Below are 23,422 nucleotides of genomic sequence, written 5' to 3' on the forward strand. Positions count from 1 at the left end.
CAACCTCTGCCGGCGGCATGCAACATTCCACCATCCGTGCCTCCGCCGATGCAACAATGGTTTTCCAATGATGGAGGCACCGATGTCGACCGAGGCGACGCCCAACAGGTATGATCCCTTCAACAGGTTCTTCCCGAGGCAGCGCGTCGGGCTGGACGGCCACCCTCTCCGCCTGCCGCCCGTCGAGAAGGACGAGTTGGCGACGATGATCGAAGCGTTCCAGGAGAAGGGCGGCGAGGTGCAGCGGCTGGAACCGGGATTCGCCGACGGGTCCATCGTCACGAGCTAGCAACACGGCTTCAGCGTTGTAGTAAAGGTTTTCAGTGCCAGTTTTAGGCAAGCTGAACAATTGTCCGTAGAGGTGAAAAGCTGGGTCTCCTTGGTATCATGGGCCGGCACGCCGCCGGAGGGCAATCGTCTTGAAATTCATTCCACAGGGGCCGGTAAGTTAAGCTCGAGTCGACCAGGCATCTGGTGCCGTATCAAAGACCGAAACGAAAGGAGGCACGTAGTACCCCGGCTGCTCTAAACCCGCGTTAGTCATCTGGGTAAATATTGTCTCGACGCTGGCCTCGATGATTACACCTGAATTTGTCGTACTTTTCATAGCTAAGAGGTTTCTCGGCGCTAATCCTGTGGTCGGTGGCGTAGGGGCCGGTGTCACGCTCCCTTGGGGTTGGAGGACAAACCCAGCAGGAATAAGATTCATCCACTCAGGAACAAGATCCGCATAAGGGTCGCCAGTTTGCGGTGTCATTGTCTTGCCCGCGTCGACAGGCTGCTCACCTGTAGGAATTGTTGCCATTATATTCTTGGCGAAGACTTCGACTTGGGATATTGCGTTGTTGGCGTCGGTTACTGCACTTTCGATAAGTGCATTGTCTTGAATGCCCCGAGCACGTAGCTGAGTAGCAACCCTACCAGGATCAGGCAGTTCATTCCTAGCCACATAACCCGACTCGGTAATCTGTACTACTATCCCTGCCTCGCTCACTTTCTGCTGAAGATATGCAGCGGCGGATTCTGCGTCACTGAACGTCTGTGTTAAATAATCTTCCATAATTTTATCAAACGTCTCGGCAGCCTTGGATTGAGGTGAAGACGTTGTGTCTGGGGGAGATAAGATCTTATCGTCAGGCGGCGATGTACTTGGTTCGTCATCAGGTGGCGATGTACTTGGTTCGTCATCAGGTGGCGATTTAGGCTCGTCGTCAGGAGGCGACGAACTCGGCTCGTCGTCAGGAGGCGACGAACTCGGTCCCGACGAAGGCGACGAACTCGGTCCCGACGAAGGCGACGAACTCGGTCCCGACGAAGGCGACGAACTCGGTCCCGACGAAGGCGACGAACTCGGTCCCGACGAAGGCGACGAACTCTGTGATACTCCGGTGGTGTCACACTTCATCTGGACGCAGCAGCAATACAGAGTCTCAGGCTTCGTCGAAGTTTCTGGCGTTGGTGATGGCGATGAACTTGGCTCATCATCTTTTTGCTTATAATAACTAATTATGATGATTGCCGCACCAGCAACTACGGCAATTACCACAAGCATTGCAAGCAGGGCGGACACTAACTCCTGTTCTGTGGGAACTTCTTCATTTTCAATCGAAACTTCTGGCTCCGTCGTATATATTACGAGGTTGTCAGTAGCTACGCGCTGCAACTGTGTATGTTTGGGAGTTAACATACGACCTCCTATTTAGATGCTGCTCTGATGCGCTACATCACTATAGACGGAAGCAGTTTTCGAACGTCGCGTTTATCAGGACGATCACATCACAGTACATGCACGTTGGCCAATCCAATCTCCGTGCACGAACCCGTATGTGATGCAGAAAAGGGTCAAGTAAAGATAGCATCTTAAGCGGTCACGAGTCAATTATTCCCTGCCGCAAGTTGGAATAGTTCCGCAGATCGCCTATACTGCTTAGATTGAGATCATTCAGGTCGGATCAATAGTACTGAATGACAGCTCGGTGCCCAAACTCGGCGTTCTGCATAGCGCAAAGCCCGCATGAGAGCCTGTGTTAAGAAGGCGCCAGTTATGTACGCGTCTTAACCCTCTAGTGTTCTAAGACGAATCCGGCGGTGACGTTGTTGCCCCTGCCGCGCCGGCGAACTCATTCTGTAGTGCCGACACATACAAGGAACCGTCGGCGACAACGGGAGGGCTTCATGAATGCATCGGGGGAACTGTTCACCGAGGTGCTGGGTGGGCCGGAGGCCTACGTCCCATACGGACAACAGGCTGCGCGGGATCGCGAGGCCGCCGCCTTGCTCGAGGAGAGGATGGCCCGGCTGGCCGCACGGAAGGCGGACCTCGCCGCGTGGCCGACGGTCACATTGAAGGACGGCGGGATCGCCCGGTCTCACAATTAAGGGAGCCGCCAACGGCGTCGTGCATGCCGTCCCGAAGGGGATGTGGCGTGCGGCGTGCGGCTCCGCTCCGGGACGCGGCGGCTCGTGGTCGACGGCGCTCGACGAGGCGGTGAGCTGCCCGCGCTGCGCGAAGAAGATCGCGTAAGCATCGACACCATCATCTGAATCACGAAGGCCCGGCGGGGACGGTCCGCCGGGTCTTTCGCTTTGGATCGCCATTGCCTCCTTGAAGGCGTCGCCCGTGCCGCTGGCAATCTCTCAACGCGGCATCGTCCCGGACCTGGGTGGCGTGCTGGCCTATACGGACATCATCCAGCGGTGCTCCCATGAAGACGGTATCCGCGACGTCCGCACGGCGCAACGAGATTGCAGAATTCCCGCCGGCGATCTCACCCTCGAGGAGCCGGATGATCCGGCGTGGGAGGCAGGCATGGCAACGATCAGGGAAATCCAGGAACTCGCGGACAGGCTCAAGGAGATTTCGAAGGCGGACAGCGTGATCCTCAATTTCGCTGGCGACGCCGCCGATGTCTTCGACGAGGCGAGAGCAGATGACGGCGCGGAGGATGGTGACGTCCGCGTGGTGGGGCGCAACGACCCGGCCTTCTTCTCCTACGGACTGAACCATCGCGTCGCGCTGCTCTCCGGGGAGGAAGGCGAGATCATCGGCCGGGCCGAGTACGCCGAGGGATTCGACAGCTACCTCATCCGGTACACGGCTGCGGATGGCCGACTCGTCGAAGGCTGGTGGAACGAACCCGCCATCCGCGACGTCGCCGACGAGGAGAACGCCGCCCTTACCTAAAACAAGTATTGTTTTAGGTAGAAAGAAAGCAACGCCTCGGTTGTCCGGGGCATTATTCTTTTTCCATAAGAAAACGCGACCGAACCTTGACGGGAACCGAAGTCATCGCCATGTATTGTTGACGAGACGGGAAGACACGGGAGCCGACGATGATGAACACTCCGCACGCAGCAGCCAACACCATGGCGTACGTCCTGACGACCGCCCTGATGCACGGCGTCCGCCAGGTCTGCGCGAACAATGAGGCTCGCGCCGAAGCCGCTGCGTACGACGCCTGGGACAGCGCCTTGTCGTCTGCCCGGGGCAGCGCGGATGCGATGACGGACGTCGCCTGTGCCGCAATCCAGCGCGTCGCCGAACTCGAGGCCCAGGTCGCGCAGCTTCACCGCGCGATCCGCTACCGGGACGAGGCGCTCGCCGCCCGTCAGTGAACGGTACCGTCTCCGCAAAGGAAAAGGCCGGGAGTGATCCCGGCCTTTGTCGTTTCCGGTACTGCCGGATCATGCGTGAAAGACGCGGGCCTCCGCCTTCGCATCGGCAATCCTTCGCAGGTACGGCGCCGCCGCCGACTGGGCCATCACCAAGTCCACGTCGACGAGGTCCGTGCCGGCCCCATCCGGCCGCTCGATCCCGACGATCCTGCGCTTGCCCGCGGCGAATTCTCCGCAGGCCTCCGGTCCGATCCGCGCCAGCCGCTCGAGCGTCCGCTCGTCGCACGCGATCAGCCACGATCGGATGTGCGGAGGCAACATGTCGAGATCGAGCGCGAGACGCTCTACAGGATCCGCTTGCGCGTAGGCATGCACGAGCTCGCCGATAAGGGACCGGGGAGAGAGCGGCCCGGCCGTGCGCGGGATCGGCTGCGCGGTCGCCGCCCGGCTCGCCTGAAGGGCAGCCGTCGCCTTTTCGACCTGCGCGACCCGGCGGTCATGCGCGGCGTCCTCGCTGACGTGGGGCATCGGAAGCGAGGCACCACCTCCGCCGAGCAGCCCGCCGACGAGGCGCCCGGGAATGGAAGCGGCCTTGCCGACGAGATCGGCCGTGCCGATCAGGGCGTCGCCCGTCTTCTCCATGACGAACGAGATCGGGCGCGCGGTGTGGTCGACGATCCACGCACCCGTCCTGCCGCACCACTTCAGCACGGGTGCCGTTGCTGACATGATCGCTCTGATGATGCTCGCTACGCTCGATAGAAGTGCCCGCATGTCATCCTCCCGTTGTTGCTGACCCGAAGATCGTTGGGTGTGCCGATGCCATGCACAAGCGCGCCGGCACCGGGCCGGAGCGGAAGTCCCTTTGATGTCAACAATTTAGCGACTTGCGCCATGCCGCCGTGTGCATACCATCGATACAGGCGCCACGTCCGCGGTGCCGGAACCAGGGGGAAAGCTGGACATGGACACGAAGCGCGAATTTCAGGTGCTCTACCGCAGGCTGAGACTGCCCGCGGCCGCCGTCGCCGCGATCACGGGCCGGAGCGTCAACACGGTGCGGCACTACCTGTCGTCCGCCGTCGGCAGCCGCATTCCCGGCGAGGACGTCATCGTCGCGATGCGCGCAGCCTGGCGCGAGAAAGCGAAGGTATCCCTCGTCGAACTCGTCGAGCACCTGCGCGACGATGGAGTGGAAATCGATTGGGCGTCGCTCGAGCCGTCGGGTCCGGTCGAGGTGACCTTCATCCGCCCGGCGTTCCTCGCGGCGTGATGCCGGGCATCATCGGCACCGATCCTTGCAGGGGGCGGCCTTCGGGTCGCCCCTTCCGTTTTCGCCGGCGGCCGGCGGCGGATTTGTGCATGGCACATGCACAGCGAATCCTCTGGATGTCGGCGGGGGAGCCGGCGGGAGGACGAAACCATGGCAAGCAAGAGCAAGATGGCGGAGCGGGAAGCGATGGGGCAGGAAGCCGCCGCGCGTTTCATGATGGAGCGCTACGGCTTCGCGATCACGTCGGCGACCCAGTACCAGCGGCTGCCGGACGGCACAACACGGAAGCACCTCATCACCCTCGTCGACGGGATCGACAGCGGGCTGTCCACGGTCCACGGCGCCAACTGGGACGACGTCGCGATCTACCGCCGGATCACCGGGCGCTTCGTCGAGCAGCCGATCCCGGAGGGTTCCGACTGGCAGCGCCACTCGCTCCGCCTCCTCGAGGAGACGGGCCTCATCCCGTCGAAGGAAGAGCGCCGCCGCAGGATCGAGGCAGCGAGGGCGTCGGCCCCGGCCATGCGGTGACGGCGCCGGGAGGAACGGAAAAGGGCGGTGGGGGAACCTGCTGCCCTTTCGCTTGTCCGGTCCAATGCCTTCCGTCAGGGAGGCCCCGCATTACTTCCCGGATCACCCCGTCACGCGCGCCGTCACGCGGTGACGCTCCTGAATCGGAAATCCGTAAATTAAAATGCAGCGAGACACGTTGAGTTGACCTGAGATGGATCACGCGGCGTCCGCGCCGCCCTGCGCTTCCAGTACCCGGCGCACGGCATCGAGCCTGTCGCGGCAATCATGCCCGGCCTCGGCGAGCTTCACGAGATACAGGCCGACGTCGCGCTGAGTGCGCCATGTCTCCCAGGCGACTGGCTCCGGCATGCACTCGAGCAGGGATGCGGGCACGTCGATCTGGCGGGTCACGACCTTCGGCGCCGGGGCCGTGGTCGCGCAGCCGGACAGGAAGCAGGCGATCCCGATGACGGTGGCGATCCTCATTTTGCGAACCTCCGCTGGCGCAGCCCCTCGAGCAGCGGGGCGACGGGTCCGTCATCCGACGTCGGCGCCGACTGCACCGTCCGCTCTTCGCCCCGGGCGACGTTCGCATTGTTGGCAACACGGCCCTGAAGCTCCTCGAGGGCGTCGACGACGGCCTTCCGGTCCCGGTCGGCCTGGGCCGCAGCCTCGGCGTTCTCGGCTGCCCGCACTTCGGCTGACTTCCTCGCCTCGTTGGCCAGCTTTGCCTGGATCAGGGCGTCCGTCAGGTCGGCGCGCAGTCCCTGGTAGTGCAGCCATGCGAGGACGACGAGGCCCGCGGCGGCGACGGACCACGTGAAGCGGGAGCGCAGGATCGACAGGATGGCGGGGACAGCGGCGATCACGACGCGTCGCCCTTGCCCGTGATGGCGCGCAGCGCGCGCAGGTCCAGGTGGCCCACCCCGACGTAGGCGCCGAACAGGGCGCCGACGAGACCGAGCGCCGCGACGCCGATCTCCGCCTGTCCCTGCATGGTCGCGTAGCCGGCGACTGCCCAGGCGGCGAGCGTGTTCACGAGGAGAGCGAACTTGCTGGTGCGCCGCTTCGACTTCTTCTCGGGAACGGTCATGATACCTGCGCCTCTACGCTGACGCCGATGGCCTCCGCGATGGCCACGAGCCTGTTGATGCCGAAGATCGCCCAGTCGCCCTGACGGATCTTCGAGATGTCGCCGGCCCGGATCGAGGCGTAGCGCCGGGCGATCTCGGCGGCGGTGATGTCGTCACGCTCGATCCGGCGGACGATGGCCTCGCCGATGCGGTCCTTCATGCGGGCCGCCGAGACCGGGATGTAGCGGTTGGGGATGACGGGACGGGAGCTTGCCATGATCACTTGCTCCCCTTCTCTGCGCGGACCTCGGCGACGAGGTTCCGGTATTCCGTCGTGGCGTCGAAGCTGGGGCAGGCCTTCGCGGCGTAGTCGCGGTGACCGCTGATCCTCCTTACCCCCGGGAAGCGGCGCACGAGATCGCGGAGCAGCCTGTCGAGGGCGGTCTTCTGCGCGGACGTCCTCCTGTCCTTGGGGGTCTTCCCGTCGGCCGCGACTCCGCCGACGTACGTGATCCCGATGGTGCCAGCGTTATGGCCGACCACGTGGGCGCCGACCTGCTCCACCGGGCGGCCGGCATGCACGGTGCCGTCGACGTAGATCACGTAGTGATAGCCGATGTCGCGCCAGCCCTGCGACTTGTGCCAGCCGCGGATGGTATCGACCGTGACGTGACGCCCTTCCGGCGTCGCGGCACAGTGCACGATGATTTCGTGGACGTCCCTCACGCGCTGCCCCCAGTTCTCGTTGTGTTCTGGGGGGACGTTGCCGCGGGATGGCTGAAACATTCCAGATTCTTGCACCGTCGCCGGCACGAAAGTGGCAAGGCGCCGGGAAGCACTCCGGCAGCTTGGCGCCTAATTCATCGACACAGTGATTTTACTGTCTGGTGCAGCCAAGCTCTTGATGGCAGCTTTGGCTCTCCGTGGCATCCCATCAGCAAAGGAATAATGTATGGCGAAGCAGATAGTTGTGCTTATCCATGGCATGAACACAGTCGGCCCTTGGATGGAAACGGTGCAGTCAATTTTAGAAACAGACCCAGACATCCAAGTAAAGCACATCAAGTTCGATTTTTTGGATCCTATAAGGTTCCTTTGCCCTTTGAAAATCTGCCGTGATTCAACAATAAATCATATATATTCTGGCCTTCTTTCAATAATAAACGATAATCCGGACAAGGAAATATCTGTGCTAGCGCACAGTTTTGGAACATATGCCCTATCAGAGATTTTACTTCGTGATGAAAGCATGGAATTTTATAAAGTATTGCTGTGTGGATCAGTCGTAAAAAGGTCATTCAACTGGGGTCTTTTCAATAAAAGAATTAAATATATCGTAAACGATCGAAGCGTTAACGACATTTGGCCCGTTCTTGCTCAACTCACAACTTTCGATTACGGCGCTTCTGGGACATATGGTTTCACTAAGTCAATAAAAGACCGAAAATATACCGTTAAGCATATTGGGTATTTTGACGACGAATTCGTCAGAAATAATTGGCTAAGTTTCTTTTCAGATAACGAACTTTATAAAAGCCAAACGCATAATACTTCGGAAAAGGCAAATAGCCCATTTTATTTTCACTGGCTGCATAGGCCTATGTTCTTAAGTATGCTAGTAGTTTTATCATTTTTTATATCAGTTGTATCTTATTTTATTTACCAAGCTAATCTACCTTGTTACAAGAAGTGGCTGCCTTCTGCCGAATACAGCAAATGTTTTGGTGAGACACAGAAGGCATACTTCTTGCCTCAAGTAGTTAATGGGCGTGTAAACATATGGGGAGAAGATGTTTATAAAGGAGACTGGTCAACAGGGCCACGGTATTGGTGTTCATTCTCAAGACTGACCAGAAAGCAGTTTGACGAAATAAATCGTAGGGTTGTGGCAAAACTTAACGGTGCCCTTCTTGGTCAACGCTCATTCATCAGCAGCAATGGCCAAGAACTGATCCAGGGCACTTGGGAAACCGACGGAGGGAACTGCGAGCGCGATTAAAGTTGCAGCCCGTCGTTCTGAGCGTGTCCGCGACTAGGTCCTCTGCACAGTAGTGGATTGGACGGTTCGGCCTGTCATTCCTTCAGCCGGCATCGCTGCTCGGTTCGGGATCAGCGAGGGGACTAATCCCCTCGGTCAAGGCTTCGGAAGAAAGTGCGAGGCTCGCATCAACACTGAGCCGATGATCTAGGCCGCCATGAGGTCCGCGATGGTTACGTCCGCCATCGCACGGAAGCGTCCGTTCGCCGCCATGTGGAGCATGCAGCGCCTACCGTTGGAGTAGAGGACGACGTGCGCGTGCGCCCACTGGGTGCCGCCCTTATTGTAGCCTTGAAAGAGCATGGCCGAGATGCCCGCCACGTAGACGTCGTCGACGATAAGAGGCGCATGCGTGTGGGCGGACGTCGTGCCGCCCCCGAAGCGGCGGTACTGCATCGGGCTTCCCTTGGCACCGTTGATGCCGAGGTCGCCGTGCTGGCCGTGTTCGATGCCGCAGATGACATGGGAGCCGCCGGAATTCACGAACTCGATGTCGGAATGGAGGCCCGCCTCGCGGAAGGCGTCCTCCACCACGTTGTAGTCGGTGCGAGACGGACTCCTGCCGCATGTCCTCCGCCGTCCATCCCGGCCGCAGGAACGGCAGCGCCTCGGTATTCATCCACGTCCCGGCCCGGCGGGAGAGCATCTCGACCACGGCCTCGAGGCTGGCGAGGCGCACCGCCACGGAGACGCCGCTCGCGGACGCGTCGTAGGTGCCTCCGGGTGTGATGCTGCCGTCGAGCGCCATCGTCACGATCTCCGATTCCGGTCAGGCCTCAACGCCCGGCCCCGGTACGCCACCGCCGGAGGGGGCGGCAGCCGCGACGTCGCGGTCGCGATCCGCTGGTCGACGCGGCGCTCGGCCTCCGCTGATGCCCTGATCTCGGCAATGGCGCCGGCGAGCGCGGGCGATGACGTAGTTTGGGATGACATGCGGAGGCTCCGTGATGATCCGGAGCCTCCGGCCGGAGGCTGAAAGATTCTAGGACGGCGGAGGACGGCGGAGTTCAGCCGAGGAACTCGGCGATCCGGCGCCGGAGGTCGTCGCGCTGCCGGGGCGTCGTCTGGCACTCCCAGATCACGAGCACCTGCCACCCGTCCGCCTCGAGGGCGGCGATGTCCCGCTCATCCCGGGCGGCGTTCCCTTCCAGCTTCGGGATCCAGAACTCCGGGCGCGACTTCGGCAGTCGCGCCCGCCAGCAGGTTGGGTCGGGATGCCGGTGCCAGAAGCACCCGTGGACGAAGATGACCTTGCGGCGCCCAGGGAAGACGAGGTCGGGCTTCCCCGGCAGGTCGCGCCGGTGCAGTCGGTAGCGGAATCCCATCGAGTGAACCAGGCGTCGGACGACCATCTCCGGCTTCGTGTCGCGATTGCGCACGAGGGACATCTGCCGGCTGCGGGCCGGATCTACGTCAGGTTGGCGGGGCATCCTCGTCCACGATGTCCTCCGGGGCGACCTCGTCGTCGGTCACGGGGGCGGTGGCCGTCATCGGATCCTGGGCGAACGCCTCGAGGAAAAGCTCGATGACGTGATCACGGTCCTTGAACGGAGTGTTCTCGGCGAAGTGGGACTTGAGGTCATCAAGGATCTGCTCGACCGAGCGCGAGTCCTTCAGCTTCTCGGCCATGGCCCACTTCCGCCCGGGATGGAGCACATCCCACGGGGAACGGTCGTTGCTCCGCCCCTCGGTGTCGCCGTGCTTGCTGATGCCCCAGCAGATCTTGGTGTCCGAGTTCCAGACGGGCTGGAACAGGGAGATCAGATGCCGCTCGGCATACATCTGTGCGTTCGTCGCCGTAACGAGGCGCCGGCACTCGAAGTCGGCTATGTGCAAAGGATTCGGCAGCCCCTTTTCGACTGCGTATCCTTCGACGGTGCGTATCATCTTCCGGTGGTCAGCAAGCCGCCCGTACAGCTTCTGCCCCTGTTCACGCGGGGTCATCGCGGAATGCGACGCCGGATCCGCCTTGCCCACGTAGATGGGCGTCTCGGTGCCGGCTATCGGCGCGTATGTCGGATGGTCGCCGATGTAGTAGATCGCGTAGACCCCGGCTCCGTAGGTGCGCGGCACGAGGTCCAGCGGGACGCGAGGCTGTGCCAGGAGCGCAGCGGCCACCAAGCGGCCGGCAGTATTCTGGTCCGCCGGATCAAACCACGAAGTCGGTTCCTTCACTGGGTCAAGGCTGGCGACCGCTCGGCCGACGTCGTGCTTGACCTCGCCCAGCAGCTCGCGAGTCCTTTTCGCAGCCACCTTCGAAAGCGACGGTCCTAAGGCTTCGATCTCGTGAATGGCGCTCCGTATGTCCTCGACCAGTGATACCTGGCGAGAAGGCGTCTTGGGTTTCCTCGCCATCACGCAGCCGCCTTGCGCCGACGGGGCTTCCGGGCGATCTCGATTGCGTCGCGCATGGCGCAGCCGACGTACTCGGCGAGTTGCACGGGCACCGCGTTCCCGAGCTGGCGCATGTTCTCGGACCATGCCCCGACGAACTCGTATTCGTCCGGCATTCCCTGGAGCCGGGCTGCCTCCCTGACGGTGAAATAGCGGATGGACCCGTCGTCCTTTACCATCATGTTCTCACCGCCCGGAACGCCGTGCACGCCGGCCTTCAGGGCCTTGGCGGGCATGTCGAGCGGGCTGCCGGTATGGCCGGGGTAGGAGCGCGCACCGGGCTGGAAGACGTGGTTCGGGATGTCGCAGCCCTTCTCAGGATCGCCGAGGCCGGCGATGGCGTCGCGCACGGTCCGCCACGGTAGTCCCTTTGGCACCTCGCCGAGGTCCCGCAGCCGACGCACGGCCGCGACGTCCATCTTGTCCGGCCCTTGCTTCGGAGCCTTGATGCCGTGCCGGCCCCAATACTCGAAGGTGACCCACTGGTCCCAGAGGAGCCGTTCGCGGGAATGCGTCTTCGGAAGTTCCGGCAGCGTGGCGCCGAGTTCGCGGTTCAGACCAAGAATGACGACGCGGTGGCGCCGCTGGGCTGCCCCGTAGTTCGCGGCGTCGACACTGTGAAGCACGACGTCGTATGTCGCCTCGTCCCTCTTCAGGGCCGCCTCGAGCCGCTTCAGGTGCTTCGCGCGGTCCTCCTTGTCGCCCTTCTCGATGTCCGGCATCGCGAGCGCGAGCAGGATCCAGCGCAGGTAGTCTGCGAAGGCCACGCGGGTGAGGCCCCGCACGTTCTCCCAGATGAATCCGGCGGGACGGATCAGTCGGACGGCGCGGTCGGCCTCGGGCCACATGTCCCGCTCGTCCTCGTGTCCGCGATGGAGACCGCCGATGGAGAACGGCTGGCAGGGAACGCCGCCCGCGACCAGGTCGATGCCCGCGTAGTCCTCCCAGGCGACGGAGCGGACGTCCTCCTGGTGGATCGGCCAGTCCTTCACGTACTTGATGCGGCGGCGCTTGTTGTGCCCGACGTTCACGACGGAAGGCCCATCCCACTCGGACAGCCGCAGCGTCTTGAACCCGGCGCGGGACACACCCATCGCCAAGCCGCCGCACCCCGTGAACAGCTCCACACAACTCATCGGCATCGAAAAGACTCTCTTCCCCAGTCGATTTCACCTCGACCGCCGTACGAGTCGAGTCCGGTCCGGGCACCCGGTTCCGGTATCGGACGTACCCGAGGCAGAACACAATGTGAACAGAATGGTTACAGTCCGGTTACGATTCTTCAAATCCCCCGTCGGAGTCAGGGACTTGCGCGCCGCTCTGTGGGCAGGGCGGACAGGGAGTAAAATCCTGTGGAAATGTCTGGCGGGATCTAGGTTTCGGTAAGGAACTGGTGGGTGAACATCACGGCGTGATTTGCGGGCGTCACCCATCAGCCTTGAGCGCCGGGCCCGGGTACGGGGGGATCAGCGCCAGGTGCATGCGCCGCTTCACCCGGCCGCGATCGAAGCCCTGGGCGACGAGGTCGTCGATGGACTTCTCGATGAGGCTCCTCAGGAAGGTGGCGACGAGTCCGTCATAGATCTCGTCGCCGGAACCCCTTCCGCGCCGGACGTTGAAGACGGCGCCTCTGACCGCTGCGAAAATGGCGCGCTGGACGTCGTCGCTTTCCGGATGCCGCTCCTCCCGCAGCCGCTCCCGGTACCGCCGCTGCCGCTCGCGGTGCGCCGCGCGGCTGGCTTCCGTCGCCTTGATCTTCCTTGCCCTCCTTGCCATCGCCGCCTCCCTCCCGTCACCGAGTGATCATCGGACGGGCGTTCGCAAGGGACACGGCCGGAGAGGGCCGTCGGTCACTTCTCCGCCGATGCCAAGTCGCGAACGTTCCTGAGCCGGATCTTGCCGTCCTTGGCGTCCGCGCGGACCTTGCCCGGGACGCCCGCCCGACCCTTGAACGCGATGCCGAGGACGCCCATGACGATGTCCGCCCCCGGCGCATCCTTGATGAGGATGAGCAAAGCGGCATCAGCGAGCACGGACCTGATGTTGTCCGTCGTAGGCTCGGGCGAGCCCTTGTCCATCGCTGCCCGCTGGCGCTCGCGGGAACGGCGCTTCGATTCCGACTTGTAGGCCCGCAGCTCGTCGGGCGTCATGTCCGCGAGGGTCTTGCCCTTCGTGCCTTCCTTCGCCGCCAGGTCCTTGTAGAGCTGCATCAGCCTTCCGGCGTCGGTTTCCCCTGAGTCCGTCATGATTTGCCTCCCGTTGCAGATTGATGGTGCGATGTCGGCGGGTACGTGACAAGGGAAAATCGACCTGTCGATAATGCGTCGGGGAGCGGGGAGAGTGCGGAGTCGACGTGTCGATCGGAGGCCGGCAACGCCCCTCCTCGCGCCCGGCGACATAATCGACATGTCGATTATGAATCGCGATGTCCCTGGAACGGCGCCTTCGGCAGCACCCTCGGCGGCGTCCCCACGGATGGATGCTGGGAACCCGGCCGGCACCTGGAACCGGAGCGGTCTCTTTCGAAGGATTCGGTCCGGTTCCCTGCCAGTCGACGCCGCTCCCGGGGGAGACCGACCAGTCGCTTGTCACGCGCACCGGGTTCCGGCAATCTCCATCGACGTTGCAGGACTGGCACGGCCATTACACCCCCCTCGACCTAAACCATGCGCGAAGCGCCCCAGCCCGGTCCTTCCCTTAAGATCTGCCGGAGGGCGGCGATCTCGGTCACGGGATGCGGACGGGCTGCCAGGCACCGACCCAGCGAAGCCCGGCGGGGCACCGATTCCCACCCGTCAGGCGGCGGTCGATTCCCTGCATTCTGAGTCTGTGATTTTTTTGGCGCCCCTGTCCCGGCCAACCCATTGAAAACAAAGGCGCCGTCCACTGGGTTTTCGTTGCACGATTCACGCGATGCAAGAATGTGGACGACCTTTTCGTTGCATGATTCACACGATGCCGGGGGCTTTTCGTTGCATGTTTCACAGCGGGCGGGCGAAATCCCGCCTCCCGGGGAGGCTGGGACATCCGTCTCGCGTTGACGGAGCCTTGTCTGGCCCGACTTGTTGCGCGGCTGGCAGGGACGCAACGAAAAGGATTCGGCCCTTTCGTTGCGCGATTGCGAAATCCGCAACGAAAGCCCCTTGCCGAATTCCCGCCGACGAAATGACAATCGTTGCATGGGTTCGGGAGGCGCAACGAAAATGAGATCACTGCTCAAGAGGAGGCCGCGGGCGACGGCGGAGTACAACGACGAGGGACTGCGCCGCGTCCACGTGCGGGGGAGCATCGAGGACGCCCTCGCCGCGGCGGACGGGCGGACCCGCGAGGTGCGCGACGGGACTGACGCCAGCCCGCTCGACCGGGTGTCGCCGGAGACGCCGCGCCCGGCGGAGATGCTCGAGCACGTCACCGTGGAGGGCGACGACGTCCTCACGGCGGGCGACATGAAGCTCCACGAGCTCCTCGTCGCCTACGCCTACGAGCAAAGCAAGCGGGTGATGGAGGCCGGCCGCGAGTACACGATGCCGACCTCCTACGCGATCCGCTTCCTCGGCGAGCACGCGAGGCGGGCCACGGTCCGCGACGCCCTCAAGCGGCTGCGCTCCACCACCGTGTGCTACGGCACGCGGGCCGGGCGCCGCTACGACGACGTGCCGCTGCTCTCCGCCTGGATGGAGGGCGAGGGCGGACGGGACGAGATCGTCTACTCGATCCCGTCCGCCATCGAGACGCTCATGGCCTCCCAGCTCCGCTACGCGTACCTGGAATTGGCGGCGCTCTCCCGGATGCGCAGCCGCTACGGCATCCGGCTGTACCGCCACCTCGCCCTCGCCCTCGCCGACCGCAAGGCGCGATGGGTGCCGGGCCTCGACAACCTGCACGAGGTCACCGTCTCCGTGGAGGAGATGAAGGCGTGGCTCGGCTTCGACGGCGGCCACGTGGGCCAGCTCCAGCTCCGGGCGCTCAAGCCGGCGCTGGCCGACCTCGATCACGTGCGGCTGTTTTCGCACGTCAAAACGGAGGCCGTGAAGGGCAAGCGCCGAGGCGGCGGCATCGACGCCTGGACGCTCACCCTGCGGGTCAACCCGCCGGCCGCACACGCGGGCCGGATGCAGGGCGTCGCCCCCGAGGCCCGCGCCCTCGTCGGCGGCTGGGACGTGCCGATGTTCCGGATCGCCCGACAGGACTTCTGGCAGCGCAAGGGCGCCTTCCTCGTGGAGCACCGCCACATGGGCGGCTTCGCGGACGCCTTCGCCGTGTGGCTGCTCGCCGTGCACGAGGCGCTGACCGGCAACCCGGTCACGGACGGCTTCGCCACCCGCGCCATGCGGGGCGAAAGGCTGCTCACGGCCATTAAGGCCGACGGCCCCGAGGACGCCGCCACCCGCTTCCTCGCCGAGGAGATCGAGGCGCCGGACCTGCTCGCCATGCCCGCCGACGTCGCGGGGCGACGCGAGCGTCTCCTGCGCATCCGCGAGGCCCGCTCGGCCCGCATCGCCCGGTGGAAGGAGTACAAGAAGGAGAAGGGGATCAAGTCGAAGGCGGACATCGGGAAGGAGGCCGAGTCCGTGAACGCTCCGGCACCTAAGCCGAAGGCGTCGCCGGCATCGAAGGCACCCGCCCCGGTGGCGGCTCCAACTCCGGTCCCGCCGACGTTCGGTCCGCTCACGTGGGTGGAGTTCCTCATCGCCCCCGGCGTGCGTCTCAAGGAGATCGAGGCGATGGCCGACGGCATCTTCGAGATGACGTTCGAGGGCGAGGGCATGGACGGCCCCGCTCCGGTCGAGGCGACGATCCGGTTCCCCTCGGGGATCGGGACGGACACGATCCAGCTCGGCGCCTTGCCGCTGGCGGATGCCGACATTTCGTTTATTGCGGGGCAATTCGACACGATCATCGAGAAAGTGCGTCACAACAGGACGGGGGCGTGACATGGAAGAGAACGTGCAGAGGATCGTGACGGTCCGGATGAGGAGATTTTGCCCGGCGGTGGAGACGATGCGGGCCGTGCTCGAGCGGATCGAGTCCTACCCGTGGGCGGGCGAAGAGGAGGTCGAGGCCAGGATCGAGTGGTACGTCCAGAAGGGCGGCAATCCCTGCCACTACCCGCTCAAGCCTGTGCGCTTCCACCGCGAGGACGTCGCCGCGCTGCTCGCCGAGCTTGGCGAGGAGGTGTCGGCAATCATCTGCGCCAAGCCCGTGAACGCGGAGGGACGGAAGGCCGCCGCCGCCGCCGCCGCCGCCAGGTTCCGCCGGGAGAAGGAGAAGGAGGCCGCAAGGCCGAAGCCCCAGCCGACCGACCCGGCCACCGTGCGGCCGTCGCTGCGGCACCTGCTCTCCGACGAGGCGAAGGCAGAGGGACGGAAGCTGTGGGACAGGCTCGACTTAATCCCGGGCGGGACTAAGGCGCTTGCATCGAATGCCGACCACCTCAGCGAAACCTTCCCCCTCATCGCCCAAGCCGACGACGCCCTCGACGGAAAGATTCGCGAGATGCTGCGGGCGGCGGCGGCTCTCCCGGCCGAGGTGAAGCTCTCCCCCAACAAGGGACCCTGGGTGAATGTCGCGTGGCTCATCCGCGAGGGACGCCCGCAGCATCTCACCGCCCGGTACGTCGATGGCAAGAAAGTCGAGGGCGCCGTGGACAAGGCACTCCGGCACATCGCCGACCTGCGCCAGCGCATGGAAGCGAAGATCGCCGCCGACGCCGAGGCGAAGGCCGCGCAGGGCGATGGCAGGCCCGCCTCCCGGCTCCCGTGGCACCTGCACCCGGCCTCGCCCGAGGACGCGGCGGCGCAGGCGGCCGAGCGGGCGGAGCGCGACCGCCTCGGCCTCGGCGCCGGGAGCCTCCGCGACGCCACCCCGGAGGAGCTAGCCCTGATCCGCGAGGCCCGGCGTCGGGCCATCGCCTCCCTGCCGGGACACACCGAAAAGGTCGCTGCCGCCGTCGCCGAGCGCGAGGAGCGCGAGCGCCTCGGACTTCTTTCGGACGACGTGCCGACCGACGAGGAGCGGGCGCTCATCGAGCGCGCCCGCAGCCGCGCAGCCGCTCTCGCCAGCCCGATCCCCGCCGACTGCCCGTTCTGACCTGTGGGATCTCGCGCCCGGGCCCGTTGACACGACGTCAACGGGCCCGATATTCCTATCCGTCATCGAGGAGTTCGCATGAAGGCCATCTGCATACGCGTCTGACAAGACCACCGCCCGCCGACCGAGGCCGGGCGATCTCGTATGCATGAAAGGCTTCATCGTGAAACTACCACTCCGGCGCCCCGACGGACGCCTCGACCTCTCGGAACTCCAGGAACCCAGCACACTCGCGGACATGATCGCGAACGCCGAGTGCGGCCGTCCGACGGCCGCAGAACTGGCGTCCGCGCCACTTCTCACTCACTGGTCCGTCTCCCCGGGGCCGAATCTTTTCGCGCTCGACGAGTACGGCGAGATCGTCGTGCACGAGGTCTGGGCCGTCGGTTCCGATCTCTCCTGGGCGCAAACGAAGGAGGGCGCCGTCCGCCTCGCGCTGCCGGCCCGGCTGCCGCTCGTGACGAAGGGAGGCAGCCGATGATCATGATCGGACCGGACGGCGCCTTCGACCGCAGGCGTGTGGAGCGCGAGATCGAGCGGCTCGAGTCCCTTGCCCGCGACCTACGGCGGCTGCTCGACGAGGGACCGTCGACGGCTGCCGATTACCCCGACGCCCCCGTGATTCATGGATGGCGCGCCCATCCGATCCAGGTGATGTGCCTCATCGGCGCCGTGTCCGGCCATCCCGACCCGCTTGTCGGCAAGCCGGGACGCATCACGGCGACGTCTGATTTGTGGGTCTTCGATCCCGCCCGCGGCCTCGCCCGCACCCTGTCCCGCGTCTACCGGCTCGGCGCCCCGCACCGGGACGAGAGCGCCGCCGGCACGTCGATACATTGAGCGCCCCGGGGCGCCCTCCATGCATCGTCAACACGGACAGGGAAAGGACACGAGCATGCCTACGCAGCACAGCAGGGACTGGCAGGACGAGATCAGGAGCCACACGGAGTGGGAGTGGATGTTCGGACGCGGCGGCTTCTATGCCGAGTGCATGGGGGGATGGCGGAACCTTCTCGTCGATCTCATCCGCAAGATCGACGCCCACGTCCAGGGCGAGTGGCGCAAGGGAGACGAAGACCTGCCCGGCTTCCAAGTCACTCAAGTGAAGGAGAAGTTCGGGACGCTCAGATTTTACTGTTGGGGTTCGGATGACCAGATCGACGCGTGGATCGAGGAGGCAGAGGAGGCCTCGGCAAACACGTGTGAGCTGTGCGGCAAGGAGGGGAAGATCTACGGGCATGGTTGGTACATGACCCGCTGCCCCGAGCATGCTCCAGCGGAGGGCCGCTGATCATGCGCTTGTGGATTCTCTCGGACCTTCACCTCGAGGTCGATCCGCACCTCGCCTTCGCGGTCCCCGATGCCGACGTCGCGGTCGTGGCGGGCGACGTGCACAAGCCGGCGTGGAAGGCGATGCAGTGGCTCGCCGAGCACATCGCTCCGCACATGCCCGTCGTCACGATCCTTGGGAATCATGAGTACTTCTCGGGGTCGGTCACCGGCTGCACGAAGCGCGGCCTCGCCGCAGCCGCAGGCGTCGACGGCGTCCACCTCCTGCACGATTCCGAGGTGGTGATCGGCGGCGTCCGATTCGTCGGCGGAACGCTGTGGACGGACTACTCCCTCGACGCCGACCCCGAGCCGGGCAGGCAGCGCGACATGGACATCGCGCACGCGATGAACGAGTGCGGCTCCCTCATGGCCGACCACGTCGCGATCCACACCGACGACTCGCTGACCGAGCGCTGGCAGCCGGAGCATGCCCGCGCCGCGTTCCAGCGCACGGCGGCGTACATCGACGGCGTCCTCGGCGACGGATCGGGCGTGCCGACGGTCGTGGTCACTCACCACGCGCCGTATCCGGAGTCGGTCGATCCGCGCTACATCGGCAGCCCCATGAACCCGGCCTTTGCCAGCGATCTCGGCGACATGATCTGGGACCGGCAGCCGGCGATGTGGGTTCACGGGCATGTTCATCACACGACCGGCTACATGCTCGGAGGCACGATGATCGCGTGCAATCCGCGCGGCTACGGCAACGAGAATCCCGGCTTCCGGCCTGACCTCGTTCTCTCGGTTTCGGGGAAGTGACGATGGAGATGGAAGGCTGGCAGAAAGAATCCCTCGACCGCTACGTGCACAAGGCCTACGGCACCGACGATTACGAAGTCCTCGGCGCGACGGAGATGCTCTGGAGCGGCTGGGAGTGCGACACCGACGCCGTGCTCATCCGGCTCGCCGACGGGCGGAAGGCATGGGCTGTGATGCTGTGCGTAAACGTGCCTCCGAAGGAAGTGCCGGACGCGCTACGCGAACGCATCGAGGCCTACCGCAAGGCCATCGCCGACACGGAGGCGCTGCTCGCCAAGGCGGAGGAACAGCCATGACGACCTTGAGCGAATCCGAGAAGGAGAGCCTCGCCGCGTACGTGCGCATGTCCTACGGCACCGACAACTACGAGATCGTCGGCGCCTGCCGGCTTCTGTGGCCGCCCGTGCCGGGACCGGTCGCGTCCGGCAAGGCCGTGCTCGTCGCGCTGCCGTCCGGTCGTCGTGTGTGGGCCGCGCTGCACGCCCTCGCGATCCCGCCGGAGCGGATCGCTCCGATGCTGCGCCAGCGGATTTCGGCATACCGGGATGCCATCGCCGAAACCGAGGCACTCCTGACGATCGCGGGCGAGCGATGACGAACTGGGCAGCAGACCTCGCGGAGCTTATGCAAGCCCTGCGCAAGCTGATCGAGCGAACGGCCGGACCTCTCCGCAACGCCGCCGGGCACGAGGCGACGTGGCTGCTGCTCGCCGAGGTCGACTGGCGGGAGCCGCGCATGCTCACCGACGTCGCACTCGTGCTGGCGGACACGGCGCCGGAGATCGGCGTCGAGTGGGCCATCCTTGCGAAAGCCTTCCGGCACCGCCTCGATCACGGACAGCCGCCACTCAAGGACTTCCTCCTGGGGAGCGCGGGGGCAGCGGGAGAGGACAATGACGAATCTCTGGAGGCAGCGATCCGGCAGGTGCGAGGCGAAGGAACCGATGACGACGAGCGATGACGCTATGCGCCTCGGCGACGTCGCGGCCGGGGTTCGACAAAGGACGCCGCTTCGGCCTACATATCGTATGCGGGGTGGAGGAGAATGGCGGTGGACCTGTTGAAAGTTCAGGAGGCTGCAAATGCTGCGCACCGCAACTTTCTCGCGGTAATGGATGTGGACCATCGTGTGTACGATGCGTCATTGCTGTCATATCTTTCTCAGTTTCAAGATGATGCCGTTCCGCGGGTCGCTGCGGTGAAGCAATGTGCCCAAAGGTGTGAAGAAAAGATCCGGGAATTTCCGGGGCTATTTGGAGACCTTTTAGGTAAGATCGCCACTATTCTAATGAAGCGGGATTTGCTTGTCGGAGGAGCTACGGTCATTTCGATGGCTCTCATGCTCAAAGACTTCTCGACATATCTTGATAATGTTCCGAAACGACTTGCTCGGACTAGCCAAGACACGCTTGGTGACGAGGATGCTTATCGAGCAGCAGTGGAGATGCTGAAGGCTGATGCTGCAACGCTTGGATACGCAGTGGCCCTCGTCGAGCAGCTCGGCGCGAATCTTGTAGGCTCACGACTGCAAACGCTGGGAGACTTCCAGAATAGGTACCTCGCGATAAGGACTCCAGCTCAGGTCATCGCCAATATTACTAGCGATGACGTGATCGACGTACTTCTTGAGGCGCTGCTCGCGAGTGCCGAGACCCTTGCTCTAGTTGGCCCAATCAAGAAAGTTCTCGACATATGGGACAGTAAGCGTCTACCTCGCGCCGGAGCCACGCCGGGGGACACGGATAAGCTATTCGAACTGGACGAGAAAACTGAAGCGCATTCGGGCGTGATGCACGAGGTGCTGTCCGCATTACACGAAGCCGAGCTACGAGCAGACGCTCTCCAGGCGAGACAAACGGCGATCCAAGCGTCACTCAAAGACAGTTAGCAAGCCCAGTATTCGCACACGCGCCAGTCCCGACCATCGTTCCGCTGTCGCACGCCTGACCCGGGTCAGAGGGTCCTCTCGCCAATCGTCCCCGCTCACGATCTCGATCCTCTCGATTGGCCCGACCCGGCGCTGAAGCTAATGCTTCATCGCGCTCCACGTCTGCGGCCCGTTCGGCAGCGCGAGAGCCGTCGTCGGGGCGGCGCGACCGCGACCGCGACGCTTGTAAAGGAGCCGCCCGATCGCTGCCGCTCGCGGCCGGAACGAGTGCGTAATAAGCTAGTTACGCGGGATAGGTTCCGACAGGGCTTGTCGGAATCCGTGTTTTCAAAGGGTTAGCCGATATCCTCGGGAGCGTCGTCGTTCCCGGCTGAGAGCGATGCGAGTCGCAGAGGTTCGCTTGGGGGCTTGGCACCGGGCAGCGGGGGGAGGTGCAGGTTGAAGAGCCAGCGGTCCTCGTCCGGGATCGTCGGGATGATGCGGAGGCGTCCGGCCGTGGTGTTGGCGAATGTGCTGTATCGGTCAGTGCGTTCCTTCGCGACCAGTTTCTCGTACTCGGCGAGCACGGCGTCAGTCCACAGGCGCAGCCCCTCGAGCTTCAGCTCGAACCTCATGGCGTGGTTGTAGTGCTTGCGGGTGACCTCCGACTGCTGCTCGTCCGGCCTCATCAGCGGGACCGGCGCCGCGTGGTCAAGGATCGCGGACGCCGTGCTCCCCGGGACAGGCTGCCCGTCGAGGAAGGTTGCCAGGGCAGAACGCATCACGTGCGGCGTGAAGGGCGGGCAGCCGGCCTCCGCGAGTAGGTCGGGCCCGATCTGGCCGTGCTTCTTGTCCTTGCCCCGCAGGCGGTCGAGCATCTGGTTGAGGATCGTGTCCCCGGCGGGCTTGTCCTCGCGCCCTTCCTTGCCGCGGTTCTTCGTCCTCGTCGACGGGAATGCCCACGTGGAGTCACGGCGCTTCGGGTCGGCCAGCGCCCGCCCGATGGTCCGGCGGTACATCTCCGGCGGGATCGCCAGAGCGTGGTCGCGCTTGCTCTTGACGTCCTTGCGCAGCCACGCGACCTCGACCCACCCCTCCTTCGCGGTCCGGTCCTCGATTAGGCTGCGGCGGACGACGGCGGAGGCATGCGTCCGCTGGGCCGACAGGCACACCCACCAGAACAGGGCGAGGGTCTGCTCGTCGGTAGGAAGCTTGATCTTCCGCCAGGGGAGCACCTTGTATTTCTCCGCGACGAACAGGGCGGTGGCGACGTCCTTCGGGGTCGGCGTTCTCGGCAACTCGATCTTGTCGGCCTTGGCCTCCTGGCGCTTGGTCGCATGGATCTTTGCCCGCAGTTCCAGCCACCACGGCGCCACGTCCTCGAGGCCAGCGGCGGAGTGATGAAGCTTGGCCCACTTCATGCTGCTCTTCACGTAGGTGACGAACTTCGCCGGGCGACGTTTGAGATTCTCGCCCTGCCACTTGTCGCGGACGGCCTCGATCTCCCGCTTCGTGACATCGCGGGCAAGCTTCGGCTTCAGGTGGTCGAGGTCGGGGTGCCGCAGGATGAAGCTCACCTCCGAGTCGGTATTCTCCGAAGGCGGCCGAACCCCGGTTGTCGGTGAGATCTCCGGCTGCCGGATGTGGTCGTCGAGGAACCTCTCGACGAGCTGCGACCAAGTCCAGGCGCCCTCGGCCCGGGCGGCCTCCGATTCGGCCTTGCCGAGGGCGTCCTCGTGGGACAGACCGCGCCAGCGGGCGGAGATGTAGTCGTCGGGCTTCTCGTCGCTCTTGAGGATGTCGCGGACCCGTTCGGCAAAGTCCCGCGCGTCCCGGGCCGTGTAGATGTAGTCGGGCTTCCGTCCGTCGGGAGCGGTGTCGGGATGGCCGACGGCCCCGAGTCGCTTCAGGACCTTGCCGTACTTCAGGTACCACGCCGCCGTCCGGCCGGACGTGAGGATCGTGACGCCCGTGAAGGCGGGATCGCGCTGGATGAGCGGCTTGGCTGAGGTGTGGCGGCCGTCGGCCTCGCGCAGCGCGCGCTTGAGGGCGTCTGGTCCGAAACGAACGACTTCGGTTGGCACGGAGAAAGGCTCCTGGGGATGTCGGAGGTTATAAACTCCATAAACACTCCCATAAACACCAGCCGGGTTACCGACCACTCAAATATGCTCAAAACGGCATGCCTGCGGCAACACGTAAATACCTGCCGCAGAGAGGCAAAGGGCCGGAAATCCAGCCATTTTCAGTTGCTTAGAACAGGATTTGAAGAAGAAAGGTTGGCTGGGGGACCTGGATTCGAACCAAGACTAGCGGAGTCAGAGTCCGCTGTTCTACCATTAAACTATCCCCCACCGAAGCCATCGAACCCTTGGCCTTTCCTGAGGCTTTCTTCTCAGCATCGGAGGCGGGGATTCGAAACCGGCGTCGCGGTTGGCGGTGAGATAGGGGGCTTTTGGTGGCGCGTCA

The 23,422-nt window shown here is 64.1% G+C and carries 34 protein-coding genes and 1 tRNA gene; 19 read left to right on the forward strand and 16 right to left on the reverse strand.

The window, feature by feature from the left end; genetic code table 11:
• Positions 1-82 precede the first annotated feature (82 nt).
• Entirely contained in the window at positions 83-289 is a 207-nt protein-coding gene (locus DDF70_RS16115; protein ID WP_114945880.1) for a hypothetical protein, read from the forward strand.
• A gap of 159 nt (positions 290-448) precedes the next feature.
• On the opposite strand, the gene DDF70_RS16120 is transcribed toward DDF70_RS16115, so the two are convergent.
• On the reverse strand, positions 449-1,060 hold the full coding sequence (locus DDF70_RS16120; protein ID WP_114945881.1) for a hypothetical protein: 612 nt from the start codon (positions 1,058-1,060) through the stop codon (positions 449-451).
• Positions 1,061-1,106: 46 nt separating this feature from the next.
• Here DDF70_RS16120 and DDF70_RS36630 point away from each other — a divergent pair, with 46 nt between their 5' ends.
• The 4 genes from DDF70_RS36630 (at position 1,107) to DDF70_RS16135 (ending at position 3,615) form a co-directional block, all read left to right on the forward strand.
• A complete protein-coding gene (locus tag DDF70_RS36630; RefSeq protein WP_162820437.1) occupies positions 1,107-1,499 on the forward strand; it encodes a hypothetical protein in 393 nt (130 codons plus the stop codon).
• Between the two features lie 676 nt (positions 1,500-2,175).
• Positions 2,176-2,379, forward strand: a complete 204-nt coding sequence (locus DDF70_RS16125; RefSeq protein ID WP_114945882.1) for a hypothetical protein — start codon at positions 2,176-2,178, stop codon at positions 2,377-2,379.
• Between the two features lie 226 nt (positions 2,380-2,605).
• Positions 2,606-3,184: a hypothetical protein gene (locus DDF70_RS38045; protein WP_245435513.1), complete on the forward strand. Its 579-nt coding sequence runs from the start codon at positions 2,606-2,608 to the stop codon at positions 3,182-3,184.
• Between the two features lie 152 nt (positions 3,185-3,336).
• Entirely contained in the window at positions 3,337-3,615 is a 279-nt protein-coding gene (locus tag DDF70_RS16135; protein WP_162820438.1) for a hypothetical protein, read from the forward strand.
• A gap of 69 nt (positions 3,616-3,684) precedes the next feature.
• On the opposite strand, the gene DDF70_RS16140 is transcribed toward DDF70_RS16135, so the two are convergent.
• Positions 3,685-4,389, reverse strand: a complete 705-nt coding sequence (locus DDF70_RS16140; RefSeq protein WP_114945884.1) for a hypothetical protein — start codon at positions 4,387-4,389, stop codon at positions 3,685-3,687.
• A gap of 190 nt (positions 4,390-4,579) precedes the next feature.
• Here DDF70_RS16140 and DDF70_RS16145 point away from each other — a divergent pair, with 190 nt between their 5' ends.
• Both DDF70_RS16145 and DDF70_RS16150 read left to right on the forward strand, forming a co-directional pair.
• Positions 4,580-4,888, forward strand: a complete 309-nt coding sequence (locus DDF70_RS16145) for a hypothetical protein (RefSeq protein ID WP_114945885.1) — start codon at positions 4,580-4,582, stop codon at positions 4,886-4,888.
• A 150-nt stretch (positions 4,889-5,038) separates the two neighbouring features.
• A complete protein-coding gene (locus DDF70_RS16150) occupies positions 5,039-5,419 on the forward strand; it encodes a hypothetical protein (protein WP_114945886.1) in 381 nt (126 codons plus the stop codon).
• 198 nt (positions 5,420-5,617) lie between these two features.
• Here the strand turns inward: DDF70_RS16150 and lysC are convergent, their stop codons facing one another.
• The 5 genes from lysC to DDF70_RS16175 are packed head-to-tail and all read right to left on the reverse strand — an operon-like array spanning position 5,618 to position 7,260.
• Entirely contained in the window at positions 5,618-5,887 is a 270-nt protein-coding gene (gene lysC / locus DDF70_RS16155) for an Rz1-like lysis system protein LysC (RefSeq protein ID WP_114945887.1), read from the reverse strand.
• Entirely contained in the window at positions 5,884-6,270 is a 387-nt protein-coding gene (locus DDF70_RS16160) for a hypothetical protein (RefSeq protein WP_114945888.1), read from the reverse strand. Before DDF70_RS16160 ends, lysC begins: the two co-directional genes overlap by 4 nt.
• Entirely contained in the window at positions 6,267-6,494 is a 228-nt protein-coding gene (locus tag DDF70_RS16165) for a hypothetical protein (protein ID WP_114945889.1), read from the reverse strand. Before DDF70_RS16165 ends, DDF70_RS16160 begins: the two co-directional genes overlap by 4 nt.
• Complete coding sequence (locus DDF70_RS16170) at positions 6,491-6,751, reverse strand: XRE family transcriptional regulator (RefSeq protein WP_114945890.1); 261 nt, start codon at positions 6,749-6,751, stop codon at positions 6,491-6,493. Before DDF70_RS16170 ends, DDF70_RS16165 begins: the two co-directional genes overlap by 4 nt.
• Before the next feature lie 2 nt (positions 6,752-6,753).
• A complete protein-coding gene (locus tag DDF70_RS16175) occupies positions 6,754-7,260 on the reverse strand; it encodes an N-acetylmuramoyl-L-alanine amidase (RefSeq protein WP_205772436.1) in 507 nt (168 codons plus the stop codon).
• A 166-nt stretch (positions 7,261-7,426) separates the two neighbouring features.
• Between DDF70_RS16175 and DDF70_RS36635 the strand changes: the two genes are divergently transcribed.
• Positions 7,427-8,473, forward strand: a complete 1,047-nt coding sequence (locus tag DDF70_RS36635; protein ID WP_162820439.1) for a hypothetical protein — start codon at positions 7,427-7,429, stop codon at positions 8,471-8,473.
• Positions 8,474-8,659: 186 nt separating this feature from the next.
• Here the strand turns inward: DDF70_RS36635 and DDF70_RS16180 are convergent, their stop codons facing one another.
• Complete coding sequence (locus tag DDF70_RS16180) at positions 8,660-9,046, reverse strand: hypothetical protein (protein WP_114945891.1); 387 nt, start codon at positions 9,044-9,046, stop codon at positions 8,660-8,662.
• 32 nt (positions 9,047-9,078) lie between these two features.
• On the opposite strand from DDF70_RS16180, the gene DDF70_RS36640 reads away from it, so the two are divergent.
• Positions 9,079-9,225 (forward strand): hypothetical protein, encoded by a 147-nt coding sequence (locus DDF70_RS36640; RefSeq protein WP_162820440.1) that lies wholly within the window; start codon positions 9,079-9,081, stop codon positions 9,223-9,225.
• Positions 9,226-9,262: 37 nt separating this feature from the next.
• Here DDF70_RS36640 and DDF70_RS36645 read toward each other — a convergent pair whose 3' ends face one another.
• From DDF70_RS36645 to DDF70_RS16210, 6 genes are all read right to left on the reverse strand, one after another.
• Positions 9,263-9,445: a hypothetical protein gene (locus DDF70_RS36645; protein ID WP_162820441.1), complete on the reverse strand. Its 183-nt coding sequence runs from the start codon at positions 9,443-9,445 to the stop codon at positions 9,263-9,265.
• A 74-nt stretch (positions 9,446-9,519) separates the two neighbouring features.
• Positions 9,520-9,942, reverse strand: coding sequence for a very short patch repair endonuclease (locus DDF70_RS16190; protein ID WP_245435514.1), 423 nt, complete (start codon positions 9,940-9,942; stop codon positions 9,520-9,522).
• Entirely contained in the window at positions 9,926-10,867 is a 942-nt protein-coding gene (locus DDF70_RS16195) for an Eco29kI family restriction endonuclease (protein WP_114945893.1), read from the reverse strand. Before DDF70_RS16195 ends, DDF70_RS16190 begins: the two co-directional genes overlap by 17 nt.
• A complete protein-coding gene (locus tag DDF70_RS16200; RefSeq protein WP_245435515.1) occupies positions 10,867-12,048 on the reverse strand; it encodes a DNA cytosine methyltransferase in 1,182 nt (393 codons plus the stop codon). The genes DDF70_RS16195 and DDF70_RS16200 overlap by 1 nt, the downstream gene beginning before the upstream one ends.
• Before the next feature lie 283 nt (positions 12,049-12,331).
• Positions 12,332-12,682, reverse strand: a complete 351-nt coding sequence (locus tag DDF70_RS16205) for a hypothetical protein (protein WP_114945894.1) — start codon at positions 12,680-12,682, stop codon at positions 12,332-12,334.
• 74 nt (positions 12,683-12,756) lie between these two features.
• The gene (locus DDF70_RS16210) at positions 12,757-13,152 is read right to left on the reverse strand and encodes a hypothetical protein (protein ID WP_114945895.1); all 396 of its coding nucleotides are present in this window, start codon (positions 13,150-13,152) and stop codon (positions 12,757-12,759) included.
• Between the two features lie 957 nt (positions 13,153-14,109).
• Between DDF70_RS16210 and DDF70_RS16215 the strand changes: the two genes are divergently transcribed.
• The 10 genes from DDF70_RS16215 (at position 14,110) to DDF70_RS16260 (ending at position 20,974) form a co-directional block, all read left to right on the forward strand.
• Positions 14,110-15,840: a replication initiation protein gene (locus DDF70_RS16215; protein WP_114945896.1), complete on the forward strand. Its 1,731-nt coding sequence runs from the start codon at positions 14,110-14,112 to the stop codon at positions 15,838-15,840.
• Between the two features lie 37 nt (positions 15,841-15,877).
• Positions 15,878-16,996 (forward strand): hypothetical protein, encoded by a 1,119-nt coding sequence (locus tag DDF70_RS16220; RefSeq protein WP_162820442.1) that lies wholly within the window; start codon positions 15,878-15,880, stop codon positions 16,994-16,996.
• A 148-nt stretch (positions 16,997-17,144) separates the two neighbouring features.
• Entirely contained in the window at positions 17,145-17,477 is a 333-nt protein-coding gene (locus DDF70_RS16225; protein WP_114945898.1) for a hypothetical protein, read from the forward strand.
• Positions 17,474-17,836 (forward strand): DUF6634 family protein, encoded by a 363-nt coding sequence (locus tag DDF70_RS16230; RefSeq protein ID WP_114945899.1) that lies wholly within the window; start codon positions 17,474-17,476, stop codon positions 17,834-17,836. Before DDF70_RS16225 ends, DDF70_RS16230 begins: the two co-directional genes overlap by 4 nt.
• 55 nt (positions 17,837-17,891) lie before the next feature.
• Positions 17,892-18,287, forward strand: coding sequence for a hypothetical protein (locus DDF70_RS16235; RefSeq protein WP_162820443.1), 396 nt, complete (start codon positions 17,892-17,894; stop codon positions 18,285-18,287).
• 2 nt (positions 18,288-18,289) lie between these two features.
• Positions 18,290-19,087, forward strand: a complete 798-nt coding sequence (locus tag DDF70_RS16240; RefSeq protein WP_114945901.1) for a metallophosphoesterase — start codon at positions 18,290-18,292, stop codon at positions 19,085-19,087.
• A 2-nt stretch (positions 19,088-19,089) separates the two neighbouring features.
• Positions 19,090-19,383, forward strand: coding sequence for a hypothetical protein (locus tag DDF70_RS16245; protein ID WP_114945902.1), 294 nt, complete (start codon positions 19,090-19,092; stop codon positions 19,381-19,383).
• Positions 19,380-19,682 (forward strand): hypothetical protein, encoded by a 303-nt coding sequence (locus DDF70_RS16250; RefSeq protein WP_114945903.1) that lies wholly within the window; start codon positions 19,380-19,382, stop codon positions 19,680-19,682. Before DDF70_RS16245 ends, DDF70_RS16250 begins: the two co-directional genes overlap by 4 nt.
• Entirely contained in the window at positions 19,679-20,047 is a 369-nt protein-coding gene (locus tag DDF70_RS16255; RefSeq protein WP_114945904.1) for a hypothetical protein, read from the forward strand. The genes DDF70_RS16250 and DDF70_RS16255 overlap by 4 nt, the downstream gene beginning before the upstream one ends.
• Before the next feature lie 90 nt (positions 20,048-20,137).
• Positions 20,138-20,974: a hypothetical protein gene (locus tag DDF70_RS16260; RefSeq protein WP_162820444.1), complete on the forward strand. Its 837-nt coding sequence runs from the start codon at positions 20,138-20,140 to the stop codon at positions 20,972-20,974.
• Positions 20,975-21,309: 335 nt separating this feature from the next.
• Here DDF70_RS16260 and DDF70_RS16265 read toward each other — a convergent pair whose 3' ends face one another.
• Both DDF70_RS16265 and DDF70_RS16270 read right to left on the reverse strand, forming a co-directional pair.
• Complete coding sequence (locus DDF70_RS16265) at positions 21,310-23,037, reverse strand: site-specific integrase (RefSeq protein ID WP_114945906.1); 1,728 nt, start codon at positions 23,035-23,037, stop codon at positions 21,310-21,312.
• Positions 23,038-23,233: 196 nt separating this feature from the next.
• Positions 23,234-23,307: transfer RNA gene (locus tag DDF70_RS16270), tRNA-Gln, on the reverse strand.
• Positions 23,308-23,422 lie beyond the last annotated feature (115 nt).

Source organism: Microvirga calopogonii, assembly GCF_003347665.1.
GTDB classification, from domain to species: domain Bacteria; phylum Pseudomonadota; class Alphaproteobacteria; order Rhizobiales; family Beijerinckiaceae; genus Microvirga; species Microvirga calopogonii.